At 44.5% G+C, this 25,926-nt stretch carries 15 protein-coding genes; 3 read left to right on the forward strand and 12 right to left on the reverse strand.

What is annotated here, in order from left to right; translation table 11 throughout:
* Positions 1–42: 42 nt before the first annotated feature.
* Positions 43–531 carry a Dps family protein gene (locus tag ACIPK1_RS15345; RefSeq protein WP_005230382.1) on the reverse strand — a complete coding sequence of 163 codons (489 nt, stop codon included), beginning with the start codon at positions 529–531 and terminating at the stop codon, positions 43–45.
* A 125-nt stretch (positions 532–656) separates the two neighbouring features.
* Between ACIPK1_RS15345 and ACIPK1_RS15350 the strand changes: the two genes are divergently transcribed.
* Entirely contained in the window at positions 657–1,328 is a 672-nt protein-coding gene (locus ACIPK1_RS15350; protein ID WP_400451279.1) for a prepilin peptidase, read from the forward strand.
* 81 nt (positions 1,329–1,409) lie between these two features.
* Here ACIPK1_RS15350 and ACIPK1_RS15355 read toward each other — a convergent pair whose 3' ends face one another.
* Complete coding sequence (locus ACIPK1_RS15355) at positions 1,410–7,601, reverse strand: Spy0128 family protein (RefSeq protein ID WP_400451280.1); 6,192 nt, start codon at positions 7,599–7,601, stop codon at positions 1,410–1,412.
* A gap of 295 nt (positions 7,602–7,896) precedes the next feature.
* Here ACIPK1_RS15355 and ACIPK1_RS15360 point away from each other — a divergent pair, with 295 nt between their 5' ends.
* A complete protein-coding gene (locus ACIPK1_RS15360; RefSeq protein WP_400451281.1) occupies positions 7,897–9,312 on the forward strand; it encodes a helix-turn-helix domain-containing protein in 1,416 nt (471 codons plus the stop codon).
* Positions 9,313–9,378: 66 nt separating this feature from the next.
* Here ACIPK1_RS15360 and ACIPK1_RS15365 read toward each other — a convergent pair whose 3' ends face one another.
* The 8 genes from ACIPK1_RS15365 to rpoB form a co-directional block, all read right to left on the reverse strand.
* The gene (locus tag ACIPK1_RS15365) at positions 9,379–10,278 is read right to left on the reverse strand and encodes a ketose-bisphosphate aldolase (protein ID WP_087664458.1); all 900 of its coding nucleotides are present in this window, start codon (positions 10,276–10,278) and stop codon (positions 9,379–9,381) included.
* 21 nt (positions 10,279–10,299) lie between these two features.
* On the reverse strand, positions 10,300–11,154 hold the full coding sequence (locus ACIPK1_RS15370) for a ketose-bisphosphate aldolase (protein ID WP_400451282.1): 855 nt from the start codon (positions 11,152–11,154) through the stop codon (positions 10,300–10,302).
* Positions 11,155–11,171: 17 nt separating this feature from the next.
* A complete protein-coding gene (locus ACIPK1_RS15375; protein WP_086332800.1) occupies positions 11,172–12,251 on the reverse strand; it encodes a PTS fructose transporter subunit IIC in 1,080 nt (359 codons plus the stop codon).
* A 46-nt stretch (positions 12,252–12,297) separates the two neighbouring features.
* On the reverse strand, positions 12,298–12,612 hold the full coding sequence (locus ACIPK1_RS15380) for a PTS fructose transporter subunit IIB (protein WP_087664456.1): 315 nt from the start codon (positions 12,610–12,612) through the stop codon (positions 12,298–12,300).
* 16 nt (positions 12,613–12,628) lie between these two features.
* The gene (locus ACIPK1_RS15385) at positions 12,629–13,126 is read right to left on the reverse strand and encodes a PTS sugar transporter subunit IIA (RefSeq protein ID WP_400451283.1); all 498 of its coding nucleotides are present in this window, start codon (positions 13,124–13,126) and stop codon (positions 12,629–12,631) included.
* Between the two features lie 2 nt (positions 13,127–13,128).
* On the reverse strand, positions 13,129–14,595 hold the full coding sequence (locus ACIPK1_RS15390; protein WP_400451284.1) for a BglG family transcription antiterminator: 1,467 nt from the start codon (positions 14,593–14,595) through the stop codon (positions 13,129–13,131).
* Positions 14,596–14,839: 244 nt separating this feature from the next.
* Positions 14,840–18,490, reverse strand: coding sequence for a DNA-directed RNA polymerase subunit beta' (gene rpoC, locus ACIPK1_RS15395; protein ID WP_034871965.1), 3,651 nt, complete (start codon positions 18,488–18,490; stop codon positions 14,840–14,842).
* A gap of 87 nt (positions 18,491–18,577) precedes the next feature.
* Positions 18,578–22,195, reverse strand: a complete 3,618-nt coding sequence (rpoB, locus tag ACIPK1_RS15400; RefSeq protein ID WP_008381746.1) for a DNA-directed RNA polymerase subunit beta — start codon at positions 22,193–22,195, stop codon at positions 18,578–18,580.
* A gap of 433 nt (positions 22,196–22,628) precedes the next feature.
* Here rpoB and ACIPK1_RS15405 point away from each other — a divergent pair, with 433 nt between their 5' ends.
* Positions 22,629–23,591: a biotin--[acetyl-CoA-carboxylase] ligase gene (locus ACIPK1_RS15405; protein WP_008381744.1), complete on the forward strand. Its 963-nt coding sequence runs from the start codon at positions 22,629–22,631 to the stop codon at positions 23,589–23,591.
* A gap of 278 nt (positions 23,592–23,869) precedes the next feature.
* Here ACIPK1_RS15405 and menA read toward each other — a convergent pair whose 3' ends face one another.
* Together menA and ACIPK1_RS15415 are read right to left on the reverse strand one after the other, a co-directional pair.
* Positions 23,870–24,823 (reverse strand): 1,4-dihydroxy-2-naphthoate polyprenyltransferase, encoded by a 954-nt coding sequence (menA, locus tag ACIPK1_RS15410; protein WP_016612070.1) that lies wholly within the window; start codon positions 24,821–24,823, stop codon positions 23,870–23,872.
* Between the two features lie 12 nt (positions 24,824–24,835).
* Positions 24,836–25,912: an FAD:protein FMN transferase gene (locus ACIPK1_RS15415; RefSeq protein WP_016612068.1), complete on the reverse strand. Its 1,077-nt coding sequence runs from the start codon at positions 25,910–25,912 to the stop codon at positions 24,836–24,838.
* Positions 25,913–25,926: the final 14 nt, after the last annotated feature.

Consider the following 25,926-nt stretch of genomic DNA (forward strand, 5'->3'; position numbering starts at 1 on the left):
AAAAAAACCAGCGAAGAAAATTCTTCGCTGGTTTTTTGTTGCTTAATGACGTACGCGAGATTTCGCTGGATCGATCAATGGCGCTTCGCCTAAGTGCGCTTGGATCATCCAAATACGTTTTTCGATGGCTGTTTTGAAGCCGATGAAGATATCTTGGGTTGGATCGTCGCCTTCTTCACCAGATACTTCGATCCCTTTTTGGTATAAGTCCGCTAAGTAACGGTAGCCTTCCACCAATGTAGCTAAGCGTTCTGGAATCGTGCGGTCCCAGTTGCCGACTTCATCAGGGATTTGAGTGTGTTCTGCCATTTCACGCAAAGTTGAATATGGTGAACCGTCTAATGTAATCAAGCGTTCAGAAACTTCATCCAATTGCTCATTTAGATCATCCATGAATTCGTCCATCATTGGATGCAAGGTCAAAAACCCAGGTCCACGCATGTACCAGTGTGTTTGGTGAACGACCATAGCCATTTGGCTTAAATCAGCAACAAGTTGGTTTAATACTTCTTTTGTTTGTTCAAATTTCATAACGATTCCTCCTCTAAATTATCTATTTTAAGGATAATACGAAACAAATAAAAAGTACAACAAAATCATCTATTTGAGAAAATTTCTCACTCTCTTACGTATTTCTTTATAAGGGGGGACGAAAAATGACGATTTTCGTGTTTTTTTTAGGCGCTTTACTCGGCTTCTTTTGGCTTTTGCTCTTGCAAGCCCTGTTTTGGAATCTGCCAAAAAGTGATTCTCGTTCTCACTACCAGAAAGTGAACAAAGTTTCGGATAACCATTGGTTTTTTCTCCTTCCTACAAGATGGCTTTCACCCCCGCTTTATTGGGCCATCGCCAGCTTGTGCTATGGCGGACTTTGCGGGCTTGCCTTTCATGATTCCGAAAGCTTCCTGACCTTTGTCTGGCTGACCAGTGCCTTTTTACTCAGCTTGACCGACTTGATAGACTATAGCGTCTACCCTCAACTGCTGTACCCCGCCCACCTGCTTCTCGCGCTGGCACAGCTTAGAAGCGGTGCTCCTCTTCAGTGGCTGTCTTTAGGCTTGCTGGTTCCACTGGTCTATTTTGTCTGGCAGGAAAAAATGGGCGGCGGCGATCTCTTAGTGCTATCAGGCTGGAGTATTTGGCTAACGCCGACGACCCTTTTGGCCCTCTTACTGGTAGCCAGTAGTCTTGGGCTCCTCGCTTTTTTTAGCTATCAAGGCATTTGGAAGAAACGATTGGCGCAGTTGCCCTTCATCCCCTTCTTGAGTCTGGGTTTGCTGATTGTTCGCTTCCTAGCGTTTCATACTTTTGACGCTTTTTTTCTTTGAAGTGAAGAAAAACGGGACAGGAAAAAGCGGGACAAGTTGGCCTCATCCCGCTTTCTCTTTCTGCTCTGTTGCTTCCCCTGCCTATGATAACGGCGTCCGTTTTTTGCGATCAAGGTAGATGCCTACTGCGATCACTACTAACAACAGTCCAAGGACGACCCAACCAGCGGTCGTAGTGTCATTGGTTTTCGGTAAGTTGTCAGTTCCCGGCTTCGGTGTTTTGCCTTCTTTGACATGGTTGTTGAATACCATCTCTGCCGTTTGCTCCGCTTCAGCTACTAATTTTCCTGCTTGTTCTTTGACGGTGACCGTTACTTGATAGGTGGTTTCATCATAGATGATCGTGGCGTCGTTGCCAGCTTTTTCACGAATCGTGTAACGATGTTCCCCAGCATCGTCATACGTCAATGCATCAAAGGTAATCGTTCCGTTTGCGTCATTGTGTTGGGTTTGCAGAACCTTTCCAGCTTCATCCACTAATTCAAATGCGAATTCGTTGGCTTGCAAGTTTCTACCCGTCAAGACTTTCTTCGCACTTAGTACGACACTGCCTGCTTGTGGTTGGTAGCTGTTTTCGAAGACTTGATCGCCTTCGTATTCGGCAACTGCCGTGAGCTGTCCAGCTTCATCCGTCACGGTCACAACTACCGCCAGCTCTTTTGTATCGTAAGTGATGGTGCCATCGCTGTCTATTTTCTCACGGATGGTGTAGTGATACTCACCTGCTTTGTCATATGCAAGAGCATCGAAGTAGATCTTGCCAGTGGCGTCGTTGGCTTTTGTTTGAAGAACAGTTCCGTCTTCATTGACTAGTTCAAAATCGAATTCATTTGCTTGTAGCGTACGACCAGTTAAGACTTTCTCGGCACTTAGTACGACACTGCCTGCTTGTGGTTGATAGCTGTTTTCAAAGACTTGATTGCCTTCGTATTTGGCAATTGCCGTGAGCTGTCCGTCTTCATCCGTTACAGTGACAACTACCGCCAGTTCTTTCCTATCGTACGTAATCGTGCCATCGATTCCTGCTTTCTCACGGATGGTATAGTGGTACTCACCTGTTTCCTCATAAGGGAGTGCGTCAAAGTAGATCTTGCCAGTGACATCATTGGCTTTTGTTTGAAGAACAGTTCCATCTTCATCCACTAGTTCAAAGGCAAATTCGTCTGCTTGTAACGTGCGGCCGATCAAGACTTTTTCGGCACTCAGTACGACACTACCAGCTTTTGGTTGATAGTCGTTTTCAAAGACTTGATTGCCTTCGTATTCGGCCACTGCGGTCAACTGTCCGTCTTCATCAGTGACGGTCACAACTACCGCTAGTTCTTTTGCATCGTAAGTGATGGTACCGTCAGTTCCTGCTTTCTCACGAATGGTGTAGTGATACTCACCGGCTTCCTCGTAAGGGAGCGCGTCAAAGTAGATCTTGCCAGTTGCGTCGTTGGCTTTTGTTTGAAGAACAGTTCCTGCTTCATCGACTAGTTCAAAATCGAATTCATTTGCTTGTAGCGTACGACCGACCAAGACTTTTTCGGCACTCAGTACGACACTACCAGCTTTTGGTTGATAGTCGTTTTCAAAGATCGCATTGCCATCATACGTTGCTTTTGCCACCAGTTGCCCGTCTTCATCGGTGACTTTCACGACAACGCCAATTTCTTTCATGTCATAGGTAATGGTACTATCTGCGTCAGCTTTTTCTCGAATCGTGTAACGATATTCGCCGACTTCGTCATACGTTAATTCATCGAAGTAGATTTGTCCGGTTGCGTCATTGGTTTTCGTCTGCAACACGTTACCTGCTTCACCGACTAGCTCAAAGGCAAACTCGTTGGCTTCCAGCGTGCGGCCCGTCAATACTTTCTCAGCATTCAGCACCACTTCGCCAGCTTTTGGCGTATAGTCGTTTTCAAAGACTTGATTGCCTTCGTATTCGGCAACTGCGGTCAACTGTCCATCTTCATCCGTCACGGTCACAACTACCGCTAGTTCTTTTGCATCGTAGGTGATGGTATCATCAGTTCCTGCTTTCTCACGGATGGTGTAGCGGTATTCACCTGCTTTATCGTAAGGAAGAGCGTCAAAGTAAATCTTGCCAGTGGCATCATTGGCTTTTATTTGAAGTACATTGCCTGCATCATCGACTAGTTCAAAATCGAATTCATTTGCTTGTAAGGTACGACCCGTTAAGACTTTCTCGGCACTTAGTACGACACTACCGGCTTTTGGCGTATAGTCGTTTTCAAAGACTTGATTGCCTTCATATTCCGCCACTGCGGTCAACTGTCCGTCTTCATCCGTTACGGTCACAACTACCGCTAGTTCTTTTGCATCGTAAGTGATGGTACCGTCAGTTCCTGCTTTCTCACGGATGGTGTAGTGGTACTCACCTGCTTCCTCGTAAGGGAGCGCGTCAAAGTAGATCTTGCCAGTGGCATCATTGGCTTTTGTTTGAAGAACAGTTCCTGCTTCATTGACTAATTCGAAGTCAAATTCTTCTGCTTTCAAATCACGACCGATCAGCACTTTCTCAGCATTCAAAACGACACTACCGGCTTTTGGCGTATAGTCATTTTCGAAGACTTGATTGCCTTCATAGACTGCTTTCGCAATCAACTGGCTATCTTCTTCCGTGACGGTCACAGTTACCTTTAGTTCTTTGTCGCTATAGGTGATGGTTGGATCATCGCCGGCTTTTTCCCGAATCGTGTAATGGTATTCGCCAGGCTCATTGTAAGTGATGGCGTCAAAGGCAACTTGACCGTTGCCATCATTAGTTTGTGTTAAAATCACAGAGCCAGTTTCATCCACTAGTTGGAACGTAAATTCGCCGTCTTTTAGCTCGCGCCCATCAAGCAGCTTCTGAACATTCAAGGCGTGGGTCGTTTCTTTGATTTCCCGCTTGTTGGCTAGTTCAAAGACATAATTGACTTGCTTATCAGAAATAGTGAAGGTGTACTGAGTCGCATCTCGTTCGTATCCTTCCGGTGCGGTGATTTCTTGGATCATATAATCGCCGTAACGCAGATTGTCGATCCGATCAATGGCGTTGCCGTTTTCCATGATCTGATTGTTTTTGACCACCAGGTTCGACAAGATGACTTCATAGGTATTTTGTGCATTTTTGCGGCTTAATTGGAAAACCGCTTCTTCATCGATCCCTCGTTCTTTGGTGCCATCGGCATCGTATTTCACGATCGTCAAGGAACCGTTCGTCCCAGAAGACGTTCCGCTGCCATCTGTCGATTTGATGGTGATTTCTTTGGTTACTGTGTGAATCTCGATCTCACTACCCGTCAAATTGACATTGTTGGTCACCCGTTCATTGTTCAAAATCCCGGGGTCAAGTTGTGTTTGATAAACGATAAAGTATGGGTTATCAATCATTTCTTCAAAAGCGATCACTAACGATTGCGTCCCTGCTACCACATCCGAGGTGATTTTCGGATTGTCTTCGTTGGTGAAGGTGACTTTTTCTCCTTTTTCCCACGTACCATTGTTTAAGACCGCTTCATACACATCTACGATCACGGCATCGTCGGCATCTCGTAAAAAGGTGTGTTGATTGTAGTTGATGGTATCGGTGACCACCGCATTGTGGATTTTGCGACTGTCAGCGTTGATCATGATTTCCCAATCGATTAACCGATTGTTGTCGGCATTCTGACTACCGTTTTTCATCAACCAGTCCGTTTTCGCCGACTTATCGGCTTGGCCATCGGCAGTCAACGTTGTGTCATTGTCCGTCAATGTAATAGTATTTTTGTAGGTAAATACTTCTTCCGCTGCTTCCGTTGCCAAGAAGACCGCCAGTGTTTCTGACGTTTCTTTCAGCAAGGTGATCGTAACTGTCTTCGAGTCAGGGTCATAAGTGTAACTGTAATCCTCGTTTAGCACCAATTGCTCTTTCAGTGCTCTGACTTGCGTCGTATACCCAGTTACTGTGACCGTGTAAAGCGCCAAGTCTTTCAAGGTTTGGCCTTCTTGCAGCTGGTCCGTGATGATTGCATCTTTGTTGATTTTTTCTTTGTACGTATTGAATAGCCCCATCCAATAGACTTGATCGCTAGAGGCGGTCTGCTCATCAAAAATAGTTCCTAAGTTCCGACCTAATACGGCAGTAATCGCTTTGGCGACATCTTCCCCTTCACCAATAAATAGGCCGTATTTCAAGGCATTTTTTAACCAGTTGGTATCCATCCAAGTATTGGATTCAGAGGCTTCCGTGAACGTATTGCCGGCTTCGTCTTTATAATGGACAAACGCTGCATTACTAAAACGACTGCTAGAACTTCCTAATGCGATCTGCTGTGAAACATCGAAGCTAGTTTTGAAATTAACCGTGATCGTTGCCGAGGTCGTTTGGTACGCCCCTTGCAGCTTGATCCGAAAACCAGTCTCAAGTTCCTTCGTTGAGCCATCGGCTAGCGTTTTCGTTTCTGTGATTAGCTCTAGCGTATAGTCGGTATTGAGCTCTAAAGGCTCGGTCACTCCGCTTGCCGTCACTACCAGCGTATCCGCCAACAAGGCCAGTGCGCTGCTGTTTGCGCCAGAGATCAATTGATAGCGGTCTTCGATGATTAGGTCACTGACTTTTTGCTGATTGGTATTGGCATCAATTTTCCATGCGACAGTCTTCGTTTCATAGTCTTTGGTGCCAGCTGTTTTCACGATACCGATCGTTTTGGTTGGCGTCACTGTCCCACTGCCCGTCAATGAGGTATTTTGATTGTCGCGGATCGAAGCGTAGTTGTAAATACGAGTATCAGCTAGAACAGATTCATACAACTGGGTATCGTATTGGATCTTGTAGTAACCAGCTTTGGCAAACGTGATGCCAAAGCGGACGATTTCCCCCTCTTTATCCAGCTGGTACGTCCCATCAAAGGACCAATCTTCTGCTGGGATAGAGTTACCATCTTTGTCCGTGATCACCAAAGTCTCTGGAACAAAAAAATGTAGGGCTTTTTCAGGATCCGTTCCTGAATAGGTCTGATCCAAAACTCTGGCTTGGTCTTTGTCCAATGTGACGGAAATTTCCCATGATGCTCGTTTCGTTTCTTGATCATAGCCTTTGAACCGTTTGTATTCCGATTGCTCATCGTAAGTAACCGTTGCTTCTGCAGTTTTTTCTGTAAAATCGCTGCCGTTGATTGTTGCCGTGTTTTTGAAAGAAGAAGCCGTTGGATCGGTGACTGCACTATTGATCACGATTCGAACCGGTTGATTAACCGTTTGATTGAAGGTAAACGTGTTGTTAACGCTGTTAAAGGTATATAAGCCATCGGTACGAACCCACTCCTCGGTGGCTTCATCGTACAAGTAGCCTGTCGAAGTACTATAAGACAAACCTTGAGGCATTTTATCGGTGATCACCACATCATGCAATTCACGACTGGTTTGGTTAAAAATAATTTCCCAAACCACTGAACCGCTGGAAGTCACGTTACCAGTCTTAATGATGTCGACTTCATAAATAGGCAATGTAATGATGATCTCATGACCATCTTCATCGTAGATCCCAGTATGAATCGTCACTTCTTCGGTGACAGTGCTCACACTTAATTCCGTAATTAGATCGATAGTCCCTGAGCGGTTGGAAAGTGTTTGTGCCGCTTCGTTAAAAGTAACAGTCAACGTGCCATCGAGTGCTAAGGTAAAGGTTCCGATCGATTGCCCACCAGAACGGGTCAATTCGCCGTTAACGGTGTTATGAATAGCAAAATATTCCGGTAATTGATACGTATAATAATCGCCAGCGCGAATTTCTTCCGTATCTGCTAACGACCAGTCAAAATGAATTTTGATGTTGCCGTTATACATCGGTGGATTTTCGGCAGTGAAGGGTTGATCGTTTAAGTCAGTAATTCGGACATTGTCAAAAAGTTGTACTCCCCGTTCGTTTAGGTTGGCACTAAGATTCTCAGCGGTAGTAGAAGCTTCCGTTTCCGCCTCAGTATCTGGTGCTCGGGGTTGAATGCTGTTTTGATTCAGTGTCGAAGATGCTTGGGTTGCTTGACTTTCACTAGGGACGGTTGCTTGTTCTTCTTCTGCTTGACTCGTTTCTGACTGAACTGCTCCCGCTGTCGATGAATCCGTAGGTGCTTTTTCCGTATCGATCGTTCCCGTCTCAGGCTCGGTACTTTCCAGCGTTTCAGTCGTTCTTTCGGTACTTTCGGTTGCGTTGATTGCTTCTGCTAGTATGATCGTTGGTTCACAAAAAATGGAGCCAAGCAAGACTAGCAAACATATATAGATAGAAAATTGTTTTTTCATAATTGTTCATTCCTTTTTTATTTAAATTTTTTCAATTGATCTCGGAAACGCTCGACGAATAACATTGTTCAACAGTGAGCAAGATATCCCAACAAACAACTGCTTTTTGCCTCCTCCCCATGATTCAAAAATTTTGGTCTTTGCTACTTGTATCAAACGTATTACTACTATTCCACACTTCTATTTTCCCAAAATTTTGGGGTGGGATGTATTCAAAAAAAATACAACACGCAATTTTTTTGAATACATGTAAAAACGTGATACTATTTACTTAAAAGGGGGCTCAGGGGCAATCATGTTACGGAAATTGTTATCATCTACGACACAAAAGAAACTACAGCTGATTGAGTATTTATTAGACGATCAGGGAACGAGTCTTCACGATTTGGCAGTAAAATTTTCCATTTCAATGTCTGCAGCAAAAACCTATATCGCGGAAATCGACAATGAATTTTCGTTTCTGGACTTACAATTTGACGATTATTCAGCTGTTCGCCTCCACTTGCATCCCTTTGCTACTCGGCTAGACGTATACAGCCAGTTTTTGACTCGCTCTTCTGCATTTCAATTATTGGAACTACTCTTCTCATCAAGTTTCACTAGTTATGATATGTTGGCTCTAGAATTAAATTTAAGCAAATCGTCGATCATTCGTTTGATCAAGAGGATCAACATGGTTCTGGCACCATATGATTTCTTCATCGCAACTAAACCTATCCAGTTAAAAGGAAATGAACACAACATTCGCCAGTTTTTTCTGATTTTTTTCTTAGAGAAGTACCAGTATGAATTTGTGGATGCCAACATCAACCAAGAACAGGATTTCTTGAAAATCGCCCGTATCATGGCGGCTGCGACGCCCTTAAAACTTTATTTTTCCGACATCAAAAAAATCGCTTTTGTGATCTATGTCAATACGAAGCGTGATCGCCTATACGCCTCCAACCCCAATGGAAACCACGTCGAATATTTCTTAGAGAAAATCGATTTGAGCGAATTTACCGGCTACAGTCGGGCCTACGTCGAGAAAATGGTCGGTTATGTCACGACCCACATTGGTCAAGACCCCGACGTCTTTCGCAAGACCAAACAAGAATTTTATCAAATGACCAAACATATATTTAAAAAGTACAACTATCATGAAGCCAACTTTGAAGAGAAACTCGACGCTGTGGTCTTTTCTTATTTTCTTGGGATCAACTTGCACGTTCCTTACTGCATCTTGGATGATCGCTTTGCTCGTTTTGTCAACAACTGTGATTTGGTCCAACAGGCAGTCAATCGAGACATCGTTCACCTTTTGACCCATTCAAATTTACCGATCATTCGACCAAGTACGATCAATTACCTGATTTATATTTTCCATATATCTTTCCCAAATTTCGCTAAAGAAATCATCGATGCCAATGCTGGCTTTCGCTTAGCTTTGTTTTATGATACGAATAGTTACCATACGGAATTTATCCAAACGAAAATCCAACAGTTTATTCCTTATCAGTTAACAATCACGATTTTAAATCCTCTGGACTCGTTTTCTCTGACCAAACTGGACGAGACGTATGATTTGATCATCGGCAATCTGACCCCCTCCTGCAGAAAAAACTTGTTTCATTATGCAGACATCAACCTGACTTCGAATGACTTGGCGTTTATCGCTCGGCAGATTCAGGAAAAGGGGATTCGGATGTTGCAAGAAAAGAATGCGCAATAAAAAAAACACCCTTGAAAAGCCGCAATTTAGCGATTTTCGAGGGTGTTTCCATTATTTGTTTGCTGTTTAGTTTTGTTCACTACGCCATGGCTGGATATTTTGCTGGCGATACAAAGCTGCTTTCCCAATTGCATTGAAGAGGGTCATTTTTTGCGTAACCACTACTTTAGCTGCCTCAATGCATTCTGGGTAAATAGCATTTGGATCCCATAATTCTGTTTCAGCTAAAATTTGACGGCATTTTTTGTAAAAGGCGTATTTATAATCAGAGGAGATATTTACTTTTTGGATACCGATTGCCACTGCCTGAGCGATTTCTTCATCGGGATTGGCCGATCCGCCATGCAACACTAATGGGATATCGACACGATCTTTGATTTCTTGCAAGACATCCATTTTTAATTCCGGTTTGATATCTTTCGGATAAATACCGTGAGCAGTTCCAATCGCAACTGCTAGTGTGTCAATGCCTGTCTTCTCAATGAACTCTTGTGCATCTTCAGGACGAGTATAAATCACTTCGGAGACGCCCCCTTCAACGGAGGTTCCGGTATTGCCGATCGTTCCTAGCTCGCCTTCGACAGATACCCCAATCGGATGGCAAATCTCGGTAATCTGTTTTGTTAGAGCAATATTTTCTTCAAAAGGCAGCAATGACCCATCGATCATCACCGAGCTGAATCCGCAATGGATCGCCCGCATGATACTTGCCAAACTGTCGCCATGATCCATATGGATCACGATCGGCACAGAACTGTTTTTCGCTCTGGAAACTGCATAGTGGAAAAATTCATCCTTTGTAAAGGCCAATTCTGTTGGGTGGACCGCAATGATGGCTGGTGCATCGTTTTCTTCCGCTGCTTCGATAACGACGCGTAAAAAGTTACTGTCTGCGACGTTAAAGGCACCAACGGCAAATTGATTTTCTTTGGCAACGGTCAGTAATTGTTTCATATTGATCAACATATAAGTGTGCTCCATTCTTTTTTAAAGTGATTTGTTTTTTGATCCAGATAATTCGATATACTCTTTGACGACTGCTTTTCCTGCTTCGATGGTTTGGTGGATCAGGGTCGGATAATCGCTTTCCGGACAAGCATCCAGCTGTTGGTGCAGGGCATTTCTTTGGGCTTTCATAAAATCAGCCCCTACATTGATTTTATTGATTCCTAATGCCACGGAACGTAAGATATTCTCTCTACCGGCTCCCGAGCCGCCATGCAAAACCAGCGGTAGGTCAGTGGCTTCTTTGATTGTTTGAACGATGTCAAAGCGAAATGCCGGGCGATATCCTGCTGGATAATCCCCATGACTGGAGCCGTAAGAAAGGGCGAGACAGTCGACCCCGGTTGCTCGAATAAAATGGATGGCTTCCTCTGGATCGGTATACATCCCATCGTTGGTAAACTGATCCCCAGCCACTGCTCCCATGTCCCCAACTTCTGCTTCGACACTGGCATTATAGGCTTGCGCAAACTGTACGATCTCTTTGGTGATGGCGATGTTTTTTTCTAAAGGATGCATAGAGGCATCCATCATAACGCTTGAGAACCCTTCATGGAGACATTGTTTGACGAAGGCGATATCCTGTCCGTGATCCAGATTGATGGCAACCTCCACATTGGCATTTTCCGCCATTCGAATGATCGGCTGGGTTAAGTAACGATGATCTAGATGGGTCTTTAAATGGTCTTGTAGCAAATCCACGATGATGGGTGCATGTGATTCTGCAGCGGCATCGATCACTGCTTTAGCGGTTTCCAGGTTGAAACAATTGATCGCCATAACCGCATAGTTTTCTCGATTGGCTTTTTGCAGCATCTCTTTCATTGATACATACATCTTCTTCGCTCCTTTTTTTAGGAAATTTCAATCGACGAAAAGTCAATGTCTTCTTCCTCTTCCATGATCGGCGTTTCCACGGGTGCCTTTTTCAATGCAAACAGCAAAACACCGGTGATGGCAGAACCAATCAGGAGTGCGATGGTAAATTTCAGTGGATCCGTCATGGCAGGAATGATGAAGACCCCACCAGATGGCACTGGTGAACCGACGCCCCAAACCATGCTTAGACCACCGCCGACGGCTGCTCCGACCGTACAAGAAAAAATGACGCGAAACGGGTCGACGGCAGCGATCGGGATCACTCCTTCTGTAATCATACAAAGGCCCATTGGAAAAGCGATCTTGATGTTGTCTTCTTCTTCCGTAGAATATTTGGGCCGGCGTAAGAGACGAGAGAGGACCCAAGAGATCGTAACACCAAAGGGCGGCACCATTGAGGCTAAAATTTTCACGGCTTCGGGTTCTTGAATGCCTTCCAGTAATAGCCCATCAGCAAATAGTGATGCAACTTTGTTGACGGGTCCGCCAAAATCAAAGGCAGCCATGCCACCGACAATCGCGCCAAATAAGAAATTCCCCGAGCCTTGCAGATTCGTTAAGAAGGTAGTCAACGCCTCCGTAGCCCACACGATCGGTACACCGATGACGAAGAACATCAAAGCACCGACGATCAGTGTCGACAAGACCGGTACGATCATCATTGGCATCAGACCTTGTGCCCAACGTGGTACTTTAAGGTTTTTTACTAAGAATAAGACCAGATAACCTGCGAGATAGCCTCCTAACATTCCCCCTAGAAAGCCTGCGCCAATCGCATTGGCAATCAGTCCCATAAAAAGACCCGGAGCGATTCCTGGACGATCAGCAATGGAATAGGCGATCGCGGCAGCGATCACTGGCGCCAGCAGCCCCATCCCTAAAACACCCAGCGAGACCAGTGCATCCGGGATCGTATAGGCAGCATCGTAATTTTCAATGACCGTGCCGTTGGCAAGATTTCCGATAGCGATCAAAAGTCCGGCTGTGACAACGACCGGCAGCATATACGAGATGGCGGTTAAGGCATGTTTTTTCAACTGCAGCTGTTTCATCATTTGTTTCATCCCCCTTTAAATTTGAATTGTCAGAACATTTATTGATTCATCCCAGATTTAATTTTTCTTCAATTGTTTCAAGCAAACGCTTAGGCGCTTTGATCACCATACTAGTTGGAATTTCTACTATTCGCTTGCCTTCAAAGCGGTCTCTGCCGCCGATTTTGATATCTGCCGCAATAATGACAACATCGGCTGCTTGAATAGCGGCTTCCGTCAATTCACTTTCCGTCCCGATGGTTCCTTGGGTTTCGATATGGACTTCATGACCAAGTTCTTTCGCAGCTGTTTCGATTTTTTGCTTAGCGATATACGTATGAGCGATTCCTGAAGTACAAGCAGCTACACCAACGATTTTCATCTCTTCTCCCCCTTTCTTAGTTTTCTGCCATTGGATCTTTTGCAAGCAAGGCCATCATTTGAACCTTGCTCCCTGACGCAACGAGACAATCAATAAACGATTCATCCGCTAGTAGCATCGCTACCTTTTGCAGCAGCTTGATATGCATCGTATTGGCATCGGTATTTTTGACTGCAAACAAGATAATTACTTGAACGGGCGCTTCATCGATGGACTCCCATTCAAGTGGACGCTTGGTTTTTCCGATCACTAAAGAGGTTTTTTTCACACTGTCCGACTTTCCGTGAGGAATTGCCAATCCATGCCCGATACCGGTCATTCCTTCTGCTTCTCGGGCAAAGACATCTTGGGTGAACCCTGCTAAATCGGTAATTATCTGGTTTTCATATAAAAGTTCAGACAGTTCAGTGATCGCTTCTTCTTTTGAATTCGCTTCCATTTCCATCTTGATAAGATTGGGATTGATTACATCTGCGATGCTGAACGCTTGGATCGTTTGGCTTTCGTTTTTCATCTTTACATCTCTCCTAATAGTTGTTTGACTCGCTTTTCATCCTGTTTGGTAAATACCGAATTGACTAAAATCGTCGGCACCTTCGTTTCTACTGGCAAATTAATGGTGGTTAAGATCAGATCGATATCCTGATAGTCTTGCGCATGCTTTCGATACATCCGAGCGGAAAGCACATCCACGATATCCAACTCTGGAAATGCCCGTTGGACTTTGACTTTCAGCAGTTCAGAAGTCCCTACGCCGCTGCTGCACATAATTAAGACTCGCTGTCTGCGCCGACGAATGACTTTAAATTTCACAAAATACAGAACCAAGAAACCAATCTCGTCTTCCGATATGGGATTCGTTCCATAGGTTTGCTCCACTTCCTTGCTGACTTGTGCCACTTGCTCAAAAATCCTTGGGTACTCTAGTTGAATGTCATTCAGCAGCCCATTTTTCACGATAATTTTATTCTTTAGCCGATAGAGCATCGGCTGGATATGGCAAAGTAGATTGGTCTTGTCTGTTTGCTGGTTCAATTTGATACCCAGTGCTTTTTCCATCTGCTTAGTAAAAAACTCCGTGATTTCGCTGGCATCTTTTGTCAGATTGGTCATTGCCAAGGGTTTGTTTTCCACTCTGGAAGACACTAGATACTGGTAGAGATAAAATACCTCACTTTCTGGCAGCTCCGTCACGAGAAAGGCATTGATTTTTTCAATCACTTGTTGGGCAATTTGATAAAACTCTTGGTGCTGTTCAATCAAATGCTGTTCTTCCTCATCTAACCCCTCAATTATCTCTTCGCGGTCAATTTCTCCTTCTCTCATTCGTAAAATCAGAATATACAGATGCGAGAAAATATTCATATTGTAAGGATACGCAATACTGTTCGCGAGTTTTCGCTCAATGAATTCAAGAATGGAGGTAATAAAGTTGATATCAAAGGCATTGATGGGATATTTTTGCGCGACCATTTCTTCATTCCACACATGGGTTTTCGTAAAGAGATCATTGACACAGCGACGGATATTTTTTTCGGTACCAATCACTGCAATTCTCTTATCGGATCGGATCAACTGGAGTTCAAAGTACTGAAAATATTCCGCAAGACGATTGATATCACTACTTATCACTGCTTCACTCAAATAGTAAGGGGCGAACAGCTCTTTGATCATTAATCGCTTTGGTGATTTAAACAATACATGCAGTGCAATCGCATGACGCCGCTCAAGCGGCTCATCATTTTGATCCGTTTCTTGATTTTCAATCGTGCCTTTGAGATACGCTTCATAATCCAAACAAAATCCTTTGCCGATTTCAGACCGAATGATTTCTGAACCAGCAGCCTCATTGATCCGCTTGATCGTCCGATAAATGGTTTTTGTTGAAACCTTAGCAGCTGTGGCTAGTTCATTAGCGGTCAAATTCATTCCTTGTGTCATAAACTGCTCAATCAAACGTGTTTCTCTCTTGCTCAGCTTCATACTGTCTCCCTCCGTATCATTACTATAGCCTTCTTTGGCTCGAGTATTTCTTAATCGATGTCCACTGATTTGGACATTTTAAAAATAACGCTTTCATTAATCGTCCCAAATGCCCCTTTTCTAGGATGAAAGAAGGGCGCATTCATTTTCATGATATTTCCTTTTGCTAAACAAAAAAAGCTTGCCATTCCGAAGAATGACAAGCTTTTCCGTCACACTGAGTCAATCAGGTGCTGGGCATTGATTAGTTTTGGCTGTTCAATGCGTCTTCAGCAGCCATTTGTGCTTCGATGTCTGAGATGCTGTAGACATTTTCGCTGGCAACTGTTACTTCTTTTGGTTCCATTTCACGGTAACGAGGCATACCAGTACCAGCTGGGATGATTTTACCGATGATAACATTTTCTTTCAATCCAAGAAGTGGATCTTTCTTGCCGCGAATCGCTGCATCGGTCAACACACGAGTGGTTTCTTGGAAGGACGCAGCAGACAAGAAGCTGTTGGTTTCCAAGGATGCTTTCGTGATCCCTAGTAGGACTGGACGGCTAGTTGCAGGAACGCCGCCGGCTACCAATGTGTCGTAGTTGCGGTCTTTAAAGTCGGCGATATCCAACAATGTTCCTGGCAAGATGCCTGAATCACCTGGATCCATGACGCGGACTTTACGCAGCATTTGACGAACCATTACTTCGATATGTTTGTCGCCGATTTCTACCCCTTGCATCCGGTAAACGCGTTGAACTTCTCGTAATAGGTAGTTTTCAACAGACAAGACATCGCGAACTTGTAACAGTTGTTTTGGATCGATCGATCCTTCCGTCAATGGCGCACCACGATGGATAAAGTCGCCTTCTGCTACTTTCATCCGGGCAGTATAAGGAACGGTATACGTACGCGTATCGGTTTCCCCTTTGATAGTCACTTCTTTGGTCCGAGTTGAAGGGTCTTCTGAGATATCGATGACTTCTCCGGTAACTTCGGTAATGACCGCTTGTCCTTTCGGATTACGGGCTTCAAAGATTTCTTGGACACGAGGGAGACCTTGCGTGATATCGTCTCCGGCAACCCCGCCGGTATGGAAGGTACGCATGGTCAACTGAGTACCAGGTTCACCGATTGATTGGGCAGCGATGGTACCGACTGCTTCCCCAACTTCAACTTCAGAACCAGTAGCTAAGTTGCGGCCATAACAATGTTTACATACACCATGTTTGGTGTTACATGTAAAGACAGAGCGAATGGATACTGTTTCGATACCAGCGTCCACGATGGCTTTAGCTAAATCTTCAGTGATCAATTCATTGACCCCTAGAAGGACTTCGCCAGTTTCAGGATGGATCACTGATTTACGTGTGTAACGTCCAATCAAACGTTCTTCTAAGGATTCGATGATTTCGTTTCCTTCGCGAATTGCTTGAATGTCTAAACCACGGTCAGTACCACAATCGTCTTCACGGATGATGACATCTTGGGCAACGTCAACGAGACGACGTGTCAAGTAACCGGAATCGGCTGTTTTCAAGGCGGTATCGGTCATCCCTTTACGGGCACCATGGGTCGAGATAAACATTTCCAAGACAGATAGACCTTCACGGAAGTTTGAGATGATCGGCAACTCCATGATTCGTCCGTTAGGCGCGGCCATCAATCCACGCATCCCAGCAAGCTGAGTAAAGTTGGAGATGTTACCACGGGCACCGGAATCAGACATCATGAAGATTGGGTTTTTCGCTTCCAATGATTCCATCAGTTTTAACTGAATTTCATCTTTGGCTGCATTCCAAACACCAATAACTCGTTCATAACGCTCGTCATCGGTAATCAATCCACGACGGAATTGTTTCGTGATCGTTTCAACTTGTTTGTGGGCATTGTCGATGATTTCATGTTTTTCGTGCAAGTTCATGATATCAGCGATACCAACGGTGATACCCGCCATTGTTGAATGGCTGTATCCTAAGTCTTTCATGCGGTCAAGCATGCGTGACGTTTCAGTGATGCGGAAACGTTTGAAGACTTCTGAAATGATGTTTCCTAAGTTTTTCTTCTTGAATGGGCCAACAAGCTCTTGTTCTTTGATGAAGGCAGGCACATCTGTACCAGCTTCAATAAAGTACTTGTCTGGTGTTTGAACCGTCAAGTTGTAGTCTGTCGGTTCGTTCAAGAATGGGAATTCTGGTGGCATGATCGAGTTAAAGATCACTTTACCCACCGTTGTTACCATCAAGCGTTGTTTTTGTTCAGACGTGAATGGTTTGTCCCCTAAAGTGTTTGGATTGATAGCGATCCGTGTGTGTAAATGCACGTAGCCATTGCGCCATGCCGTAACTGCTTCGTCCATGTCACGGAAGATCATGCCTTCCCCTTCACGGCCTTCTTCTTCCATCGTCAAGTAGTAGTTCCCTAGGACCATATCCTGAGATGGTGTTACAACTGGTTTTCCGTCTTTTGGATTCAAAATGTTTTGGGCTGCTAACATCAGCATACGTGCTTCTGCTTGCGCTTCTTCGTTCAATGGTACGTGAACGGCCATTTGGTCTCCATCGAAATCGGCATTGTAGGCTTCACAAACAAGTGGGTGCAAACGAATGGCACGGCCTTCAACTAAGACTGGTTCAAATGCTTGGATACCTAATCTGTGAAGCGTAGGTGCCCGGTTCAATAGCACTGGATGTTCTCTGATAACATCTTCTAAGACATCCCAAACTTCGTCTTCTTGACGTTCGATTTTGCGTTTGGCATTTTTGATGTTTGACGCGATTTCACGAGAAACAAGTTCCCGCATCACGAATGGTTTGAATAATTCGATCGCCATTTCTTTTGGCAGACCACATTGGTACATTTTAAGGAATGGACCAACGACGATAACTGAACGACCTGAGTAGTCGACCCGTTTTCCTAGCAAGTTTTGACGGAAACGACCTTGTTTCCCTTTCAACATGTGAGAAAGAGATTTCAATGGGCGGTTCCCTGGCCCTGCAACTGGACGGCCACGACGACCGTTATCGATCAAGGCATCGACTGCTTCTTGCAGCATCCGTTTTTCATTTTGAACGATGATGTTTGGTGCATTCAAGTCTAACAAGCGTTTCAAACGGTTGTTACGGTTGATTACACGACGATACAAGTCGTTCAAGTCACTTGTGGCAAAACGTCCACCTTCTAATTGCACCATTGGACGCAAATCAGGCGGGATAACTGGGATAACGTCCATGACCATCCAGCTTGGTTTGTTTCCTGAAGCACGGAATGCTTCTAAGATATCCAAACGGCGGATCGCACGGGTCCGTTTTTGACCAGTCGCGTTTTTCAATTCTTCTTTTAATTCAGCAACTTCGCCTTCAAGATCAACGCCATCTAATAATTGTTTGATGGCTTCGGCACCCATTGCTGCTGAAAATTCTTGACCGTATTGGTCACGTTTTTCACGGTATTCCCGTTCAGTCAATAGTTGTTTTTTCTCAAGGCTGGTGTTTCCTGGTTCAATCACTACGTATGAAGCAAAGTAGATGATTTCTTCCAATGCACGTGGGCTCATGTCTAAGACAAGACCCATCCGTGAAGGAATGCCTTTGAAGTACCAAATGTGTGATACTGGTGCTGCTAGTTCAATGTGTCCCATGCGTTCACGACGCACTTTTGAACGTGTTACTTCCACGCCGCAACGGTCACAAACGATGCCTTTATAGCGGATCCGTTTGTATTTGCCGCAAGCACATTCCCAGTCTTTGGTTGGACCGAAAATACGCTCGTCAAACAACCCTTCGCGTTCAGGTTTTAACGTACGGTAGTTAATGGTTTCTGGTTTTTTTACTTCACCATAAGACCAGCTTCTGATTTTTTCAGGAGAAGCCAAACCGATTTGCATACTTTCGAATTTATTTACATCGATCAAAAAAGGTTCCCTCCATTTCATTTCATGGACATATCCGATAGAACGGGGGCTATTTCCGCTAGTGGCGGAAATAGCGAGGGCCGTCTATTATTGCAAGCGATCTTCTGCTGTCTCGATTTGTTGGTTCAACGCGTCGGCGGCATTTTTAGCTTCTGTTTGTGCTTTTTGTTCTAATTCACGGGCTGTTTGTTGCTCCGCAAATTTTGTTAAGGCATCAACGGTGATCAAATCATCATCGTCATCATCCATATCACGCAGTTCGATCTCTGCATCATCGATATCTAGGACACGCATGTCTAGACCCAGTGATTGCAATTCTTTTACTAATACGCGGAATGATTCTGGTACACCTGGTTTTGGAATTGGTTCCCCTTTGACGATCGCTTCGTATGTTTTCACACGACCAACCACATCATCTGATTTGTAGGTCAAGATTTCTTGCAAGGTGTAAGCAGCACCGTATGCTTCCAGTGCCCAAACTTCCATCTCTCCGAAACGTTGTCCACCAAATTGGGCTTTTCCTCCCAATGGTTGTTGCGTAACCAATGAGTAAGGTCCAATGGAACGGGCATGCAATTTATCATCGACCATGTGGGCCAATTTGATCATGTACATGACACCAACGGAGATGCGGCCATCAAATGGTTCGCCGGTACGTCCGTCGTAAAGCACTGTTTTGGCATCGCTGGCCATTCCTGCTTCAGCAACCGTTGCCCAAACATCTTCATCGCTGGCTCCATCAAAGACTGGTGTTGCCACGTGAATGCCTAATTGACGCGCAGCCATTCCTAAATGTAACTCTAATACTTGTCCAATGTTCATCCGAGAAGGTACCCCTAATGGGTTCAGCATGATATCGACTGGTGTGCCATCTGGTAAGAAAGGCATGTCTTCTTCTGGCATAATGCGAGAAACGACCCCTTTGTTTCCGTGACGTCCGGCCATTTTATCCCCTTCATGGATTTTCCGTTTTTGAACGATATAAACGCGAACCAGCATGTTCACACCTGGTGACAATTCATCGCCAGCTTCGCGGGTAAAGATTTTGACATCGTGGACGATTCCGCCGCCGCCGTGAGGCACGCGTAGAGAAGTGTCACGCACTTCTCGGGCTTTTTCACCAAAGATTGCGTGCAACAAACGCTCTTCTGCTGAAAGTTCCGTTACCCCTTTTGGAGTGACTTTCCCAACAAGCAGATCGCCATCTTTGACTTCCGCACCAATGCGGATAATGCCCATTTCGTCTAGGTCTTTCAACGCGTCTTCCCCAACGTTCGGGATTTCGCGAGTGATTTCTTCAGGTCCTAATTTTGTGTCGCGGGCTTCTGATTCATATTCTTCAATATGGACAGAAGTGTAAACATCATCTTTCACCAAACGACGGCTCATGATGATGGCATCTTCATAGTTGTACCCTTCCCAAGTCATGAATGCGACTAAGACGTTTTGTCCTAATGCCATTTCACCTTGTTCCATAGATGGGCCATCTGCTAAGATGTCGCCTTTTTCCACTTTTTCACCAAGTGCCACTAATGGACGTTGGTTGTAGCTGGTTCCTGAGTTTGAACGACGGAATTTGGTAACAGAATAAACGTCTAATGCGCCATTGTCACGACGAACGCGCACTTCGGCTGCATCCACGTATTCTACGATTCCATCATGTTTACATAACAAAGCAGCTCCTGAGTCATGTGCTGATTTGTATTCCATACCAGTACCAACCCAAGGTGCTTTCGGATTGATCAATGGTACAGCTTGCCGCTGCATGTTGGCACCCATCAAGGCACGGTTGGAGTCATCGTTTTCCAAGAAAGGAATACATGCGGTTGCGACTGCGACTACTTGTTTTGGTGATACGTCCATGTAGTCGACTTTATCGATCGATACTTCCAAGTTTTCAGAAGTAGCACGCGCCATAACAACGTCGTTTACGAAAGAGCCGTCTTCATTTAACAAGCTGTTTGCTTGGGCCACAACGTAGTGGTCTTCGGTATCGGCAGTCAAGTAATCGATTTTGTCTGTAACACGGCCTGTTTCGCGGTCAACTCGACGGTATGGTGTTTCAATGAAGCCATACTTGTTGACTTTGGCATAAGAGGCCAAGCTGTTGATCAACCCGATGTTTGGTCCCTCAGGCGTTTCGATCGGACACATACGGCCATAGTGGGAATAGTGAACGTCTCGGACTTCATAGCCGGCACGGTCACGGGTCAAACCACCAGGTCCTAAGGCAGATAGACGACGTTTATGGGTCAACTCACCCAGTGGGTTTGTTTGGTCCATGAACTGTGACAACTGAGAAGAACCAAAGAATTCTTTGATACTTGCGACAACTGGACGAATATTGATCAATTGTTGCGGTGTCAAGGTTTCGGTGTCTTGGATCGACATCCGTTCACGAACGACACGTTCCATCCGAGCAAGCCCGATCCGGAATTGGTTTTGCAATAATTCACCAACAGAACGAATCCGACGATTTCCTAAGTGGTCGATATCATCGACATTGCCGATGCCTTCCATCAAGTTGAAGAAGTAGCTCATTGAAGCAATGATGTCTGCTGGACGAACGGTACGTGTGGCAGTATCTGGATAGCCATTACCGATCACGTTGACTTCTTGTTCTGGATCTTTTGGTGAAAAGACTTTGATGACTTGGACGGTCATTGGTTCGGTAACGACCCCATCTTCTGATGGATAGTACGTTACACTGTTTAGGCCATTATCGATAAATGCGCCTAGTGTTTCCATGACTTGGTGAGTCAAAACAGTGCCTTTTTCAACAATGATCTCGCCTGTTTCAGGGTCAACCAAGGTTTCTGCTAAGGTCAAGTTCAATAGACGTGTTTTCAAGTCTAATTTTTTGTTTACTTTGTAACGACCAACATTTGCTAAGTCGTAACGTTTTGGATCGAAGAAACGTGCGTTCAGCAAGCTGCGTGAGCTGTCTGCTGTTTTTGGCTCGCCTGGACGAAGACGTTCGTAAACATCTTTCAATCCTTCTTCGGTACGAGAATCGCTTGCGTTTTTATGCAAGTCTTTTTCGATCGTGTTACGCAATGATTCACTGTCGCCGAAAATTTCAAAGATCGTATCATCAGAACCAAACCCTAGGGCACGGACTAAGACCGTCAAAGGAATTTTACGGGTACGGTCAATCCGTACGTATGAGATATCTTTGGCATCAGTTTCCATTTCTAACCACGCACCGCGGTTAGGGATAACAGTTGAACCAAAGCCTTCTTTGCCGTTTTTATCGACTTTGCCATGGAAATATACACCCGGAGAGCGGACCAACTGAGAAACGATAACCCGTTCTGCCCCGTTGATGATAAAGGTTCCTTGTTCAGTCATTAATGGGAAATCACCAAAGAATACTTCTTGGGATTTGATTTCCCCGGTTTCACGGTTCGTCAAACGCAAAGTAACATGTAATGGTGCCGAATAGTTTGCATCATGGGCACGTGCTTCTTCTACTGTATACTTTGGTTCTTTCAATTCATAATCCACAAATTCTAGGGACAAGTTACCGTTGAATCCTTCGATTGGCAAAATATCTTCAAACATTTCTCTTAGGCCCTCATCTAGGAACCATTGGTAAGAGTCGGTTTGAATTTCAATCAAATTCGGTAATTCTAATACTTCACTGATCCGTGCGAAACTTCTACGTTCGCGATGCTTTCCGTATTTTACTACGTGTCCAGCCAAGCTCTTCACCTCTTCATAAAGTCTTTCAAAAAGGCTATCCGATTATTTACAAAACTGTAACAAATATTAAATATAGGTTACAGAAAGCATTTTTTGCGGCTTTTAGGCAAAAAAAAACCAAAAATAGAACGGATGCATTGGGCATTTTCTACTTTTGTTTCCTTATTCCTAAGCCGAAACGGACAATATTTCGTTTCTGCTTTTTTCGTTCAGATAGTTTTTGCAACTCCTTATTATACAGATGAAGCACTTCTCTGTCAAGCTTTCATTGGAAGTTACAATGCTTTTCTGGCGCACCCATTTCCTAAGATTTTCTAAAGAAAAAAACAAGGCTGGTGTGGACGGTTTTTCGTAAGAAACTACTTTGCTTTTTGCCGATTTCTTGCTATGCTAACGAAAACGTTACACGTGAAACATTAGGAAGGATATCCTTATGACGACAAAAGAAAAAATACTGACCTTATTACAAAAAGAAGATACTGTGCTATCTGGAGAGAAACTAGCCCAAGCTTTGTCGATCTCCCGTACAGCAGTCTGGAAAGCCATTAAAGAACTCGAGAAAGAAGGCTATCATTTCGAACACTTGGCCAACGGCTATCGCTTTGTCTCGGATGATCGATACGATCAAGCAGCACTTGCGGCAGCCTTGCCGATGATTCCCACGATTCAAATCAAGGAAGCTGTTGAATCCACCATGAAAGAAGCCAAGATTGCCGCTTTGGATAGTGGTCTGGCAACCCCCGCCCTTTTTTTGACCGAAACGCAAACAGGCGGTCATGGCCGCTTCGAACGACCGTTTTTCTCACCGAAAAAACAAGGGATCTATATGAGCTTGCTTTTAAAACCAAACCAAGCGTTTCAAGAATTGCCGCAATATACCGTTCTGGCGGCGGTAGCAGTTGCCGAAGCCATCGATGCCCTTCTAATGAAGGAAACGGCCATTAAGTGGGTCAACGATCTGTACTTAGATGGAAAAAAAATCTGCGGTATTTTGTCTGAAGCAACCAGTGACTTTGAGACAGGCCGTATTACTTCGGTTGTGATCGGTATCGGCATCAGTTTTTCAATTCCGCAACAGCAGTTTCCAGCAGAGATTCGGGAAAAAGCGACCTCACTCTTTCCTGGTGAAGAGTATCCAACCTTTTCTCGGGCCGCGTTGATCCAAGAAATTTGGCGTCGGTTCTTCCAATTGTTAGCGCAACTGCCTGACATGAATTATATGGCCCGCTATCGGCAGAAATCCTTCGTTTTGGGCCGCACCGTTCAATTTACGCAACAAGGTGTGACCTATGAAGGGATCGCCAAAGACATTACCAACACCGGTGAATTAGTGGTGGAAACAGCGACGGAGCGCAAGGTGCTTTCTTCTGGAGAAATCAGTTTGGAACGGTATTGAGGCTGCTTTCGTAGGTAACCAGTCACAGCAAGCGTAAACACAAACACTCCATAAACAGACCTGCTTATTCCGAGGGGTTAAATAAAAAGCAACCTAGGCAGCTCCCAAACAAACTTTACTGCTACGATCAATTCCGCAGAGAAAGCGAGCCTCATCTTTTCATAATAAGTAGGATGCTTGTTCTTTTATCATGTCTTTTCTACAGTTTTTATGCGCTCTTTCATTCCCCACATAAAAAAGATCGACCTGCTCTTTCAAGAGCAGGTCGATCTTTTCTTTTACAGCAATTGCCACAGCAGGCACAAAAGTAAGCCCAAGGCATAGCTGCTGTTGAATAAAATCATGTTTTTAATCGAATAGCCGAAGCTACGTGGGTGCGGCAGGCTGGCTTGATGTTCTTTCAAGTTTTGGCGGATTTTTGGCAGTGTCAGAAACACGAGCAAAATCGGCCATTGGAAGAGACCAAACAAGAGGCCCAATAAAATAGCGGCGTAGGAAGCTAGCATCATTCCTTGAAACAGACGGATACCTGCTTCGCGACCGATGTAGTACACCAGTGTGTAGCGGTGATTTTCGATATCGGCTTCCAGATCCCGTAAGTTATTGGCTAACATGATGTCAGCAATCGTGAAAATCAATGGCAAGGATGCCAACACGATGGCACACACGGCCCAGAGGTTCCCAACTAAACCAAAGGTCCCATTTGCAAAATCCAGTGCCAGATAAAACACTTTTTGATCAATAGTATTGATATAGATCGTGATGGCAAAAATCCCTAACCCCATCGTTACGCCGCTGAACACCTCGCCTAAAGGCATCCGCGATAACGGAATGGGGCCAAAGGTATAAAAGACTCCGATAAAGCAAACGACCAACCCCATCACTAGCAGCAACCAGCCAGTGACAAACGACAAGTAAAGACCAATTAACAAGGTTCCTGCCAACATCGCAAAAATCAGATTGCGAACAGTAGCTTCTGAGATGTTTTCTCGCCCGATCACATTGTGCTGGTATTTGTAGGTTTCTGATTTGGCTTTTTTGAAATCCATATAATTGTTGATGGACGTTGTCGTCAAATCAAACAGCAACATCCCCAGAAAAAAGATTGCGGTATTCAAAGGATGAAATTCATGAAAATACACCAACGAGAACAACACACCCATAATGAAGGGGAAGACACTGGCCACTTTGGTACGGATCTCCACTACTTCTAAAAACACTGAAAGAGACATCTTTCACTCCTCCTATTCTAAATCAGCACGATCACCCATCGTGTAGCCTGATTCCTCTGAAAGCTCAAAGGTATTTTTGATGCCGTCTGTTACGTACACTTTATCTTCTTTTGTGATAAAGATCGCATCGGTCCCCTTTTCGGTATGCTGTTCGATATAAGCCAAGCCTTCTTTGACCCCTTTATCAAACGCCACCGTAGTCAACCCGTCACCATCGATGGATTTGTCGGTGATCACAGTCACACTTGCTACATCGCTATCGTAAGGATAACCAGTCTCAGAATCAAAAATATGGTGATACGTTTTGCCGTCTACTTCTAAGTAGCGTTCGTAGATCCCTGAAGTAACCACTGTTTTATTGGTTTCTTTGATACTACCGATAATCGAGCCGCGAGATTTGTTCGGGTCTTGGATTCCGACATTCCATGGCTCATCTGTGCCACGGTTACTATGACCTAACACATAGACATTCCCGCCCAAATCGACGATCGCGGAAGTCACGCCATTGTCCTTCAACACTTTGACGACTTCGTCCGTGATATAGCCTTTAGCGATCGCCCCAAGGTCAAGGATCATGTCCTTGTCTTTTAAATAAACGGTTTGATCTTCATCGTTAAACTCGACTTGTTCATAATTGATATGTTTCAATGCTTCATCGATCTCAGATTGCTCTGGCTTGCGGGCATCATCAAAGCCGATTCGCCATAATTGGGTGATGGCACCGATGGCCATATTAAAGCCGCCTTCTGATCTCACACTGTAATCGTAAGCTTCTTTTAGCAAATAATAAATATCATCCGAAACCTTCACTGGTTTGATGCCAGCTTGCGCATTGATTTCATCGATCTCTGATCCTGCTTGGTTGATGGTGATTTTATCGCCTAATTCTCTGATGCGGTCAAAGGCTGGCTTCATAGCGTCCTCTTTGCCTTCATCATAAATGCGGATTCGAGTATAAGTGCCTAATAAAAATTCTTCTTGAAAATATGGTTCTTCCCGCAGCGTCGTTGCTTCCTGATTACTGCCACAAGCTGCCAACATTGTGCCTAAAAAAACAAACATCAGAAAAAACGTTACTTTCTTTTTCATGATTTTCCTCTTTT

Origin of the sequence: Enterococcus sp. NPDC086594 (assembly GCF_044746145.1) — a bacterium.
Classification (GTDB): domain Bacteria; phylum Bacillota; class Bacilli; order Lactobacillales; family Enterococcaceae; genus Enterococcus_D; species Enterococcus_D entomosocium.

Excerpts from the sequence above, each read along its gene's own strand:
- ACIPK1_RS15345 (WP_005230382.1), bottom strand. The coding sequence starts at position 531 with ATGAAATTTGAACAAACAAAAGAAGTATTAAACCAACTTGTTGCTGAT.
- ACIPK1_RS15350 (WP_400451279.1), top strand. The coding sequence starts at position 657 with ATGACGATTTTCGTGTTTTTTTTAGGCGCTTTACTCGGCTTCTTTTGG.
- ACIPK1_RS15355 (WP_400451280.1), bottom strand. The coding sequence starts at position 7,601 with ATGAAAAAACAATTTTCTATCTATATATGTTTGCTAGTCTTGCTTGGC.
- ACIPK1_RS15360 (WP_400451281.1), top strand. The coding sequence starts at position 7,897 with ATGTTACGGAAATTGTTATCATCTACGACACAAAAGAAACTACAGCTG.
- ACIPK1_RS15365 (WP_087664458.1), bottom strand. The coding sequence starts at position 10,278 with ATGTTGATCAATATGAAACAATTACTGACCGTTGCCAAAGAAAATCAA.
- ACIPK1_RS15370 (WP_400451282.1), bottom strand. The coding sequence starts at position 11,154 with ATGTATGTATCAATGAAAGAGATGCTGCAAAAAGCCAATCGAGAAAAC.
- ACIPK1_RS15375 (WP_086332800.1), bottom strand. The coding sequence starts at position 12,251 with ATGATGAAACAGCTGCAGTTGAAAAAACATGCCTTAACCGCCATCTCG.
- ACIPK1_RS15380 (WP_087664456.1), bottom strand. The coding sequence starts at position 12,612 with ATGAAAATCGTTGGTGTAGCTGCTTGTACTTCAGGAATCGCTCATACG.
- ACIPK1_RS15385 (WP_400451283.1), bottom strand. The coding sequence starts at position 13,126 with ATGAAAAACGAAAGCCAAACGATCCAAGCGTTCAGCATCGCAGATGTA.
- ACIPK1_RS15390 (WP_400451284.1), bottom strand. The coding sequence starts at position 14,595 with ATGAAGCTGAGCAAGAGAGAAACACGTTTGATTGAGCAGTTTATGACA.
- ACIPK1_RS15405 (WP_008381744.1), top strand. The coding sequence starts at position 22,629 with ATGACGACAAAAGAAAAAATACTGACCTTATTACAAAAAGAAGATACT.
- menA (WP_016612070.1), bottom strand. The coding sequence starts at position 24,823 with ATGTCTCTTTCAGTGTTTTTAGAAGTAGTGGAGATCCGTACCAAAGTG.
- ACIPK1_RS15415 (WP_016612068.1), bottom strand. The coding sequence starts at position 25,912 with ATGAAAAAGAAAGTAACGTTTTTTCTGATGTTTGTTTTTTTAGGCACA.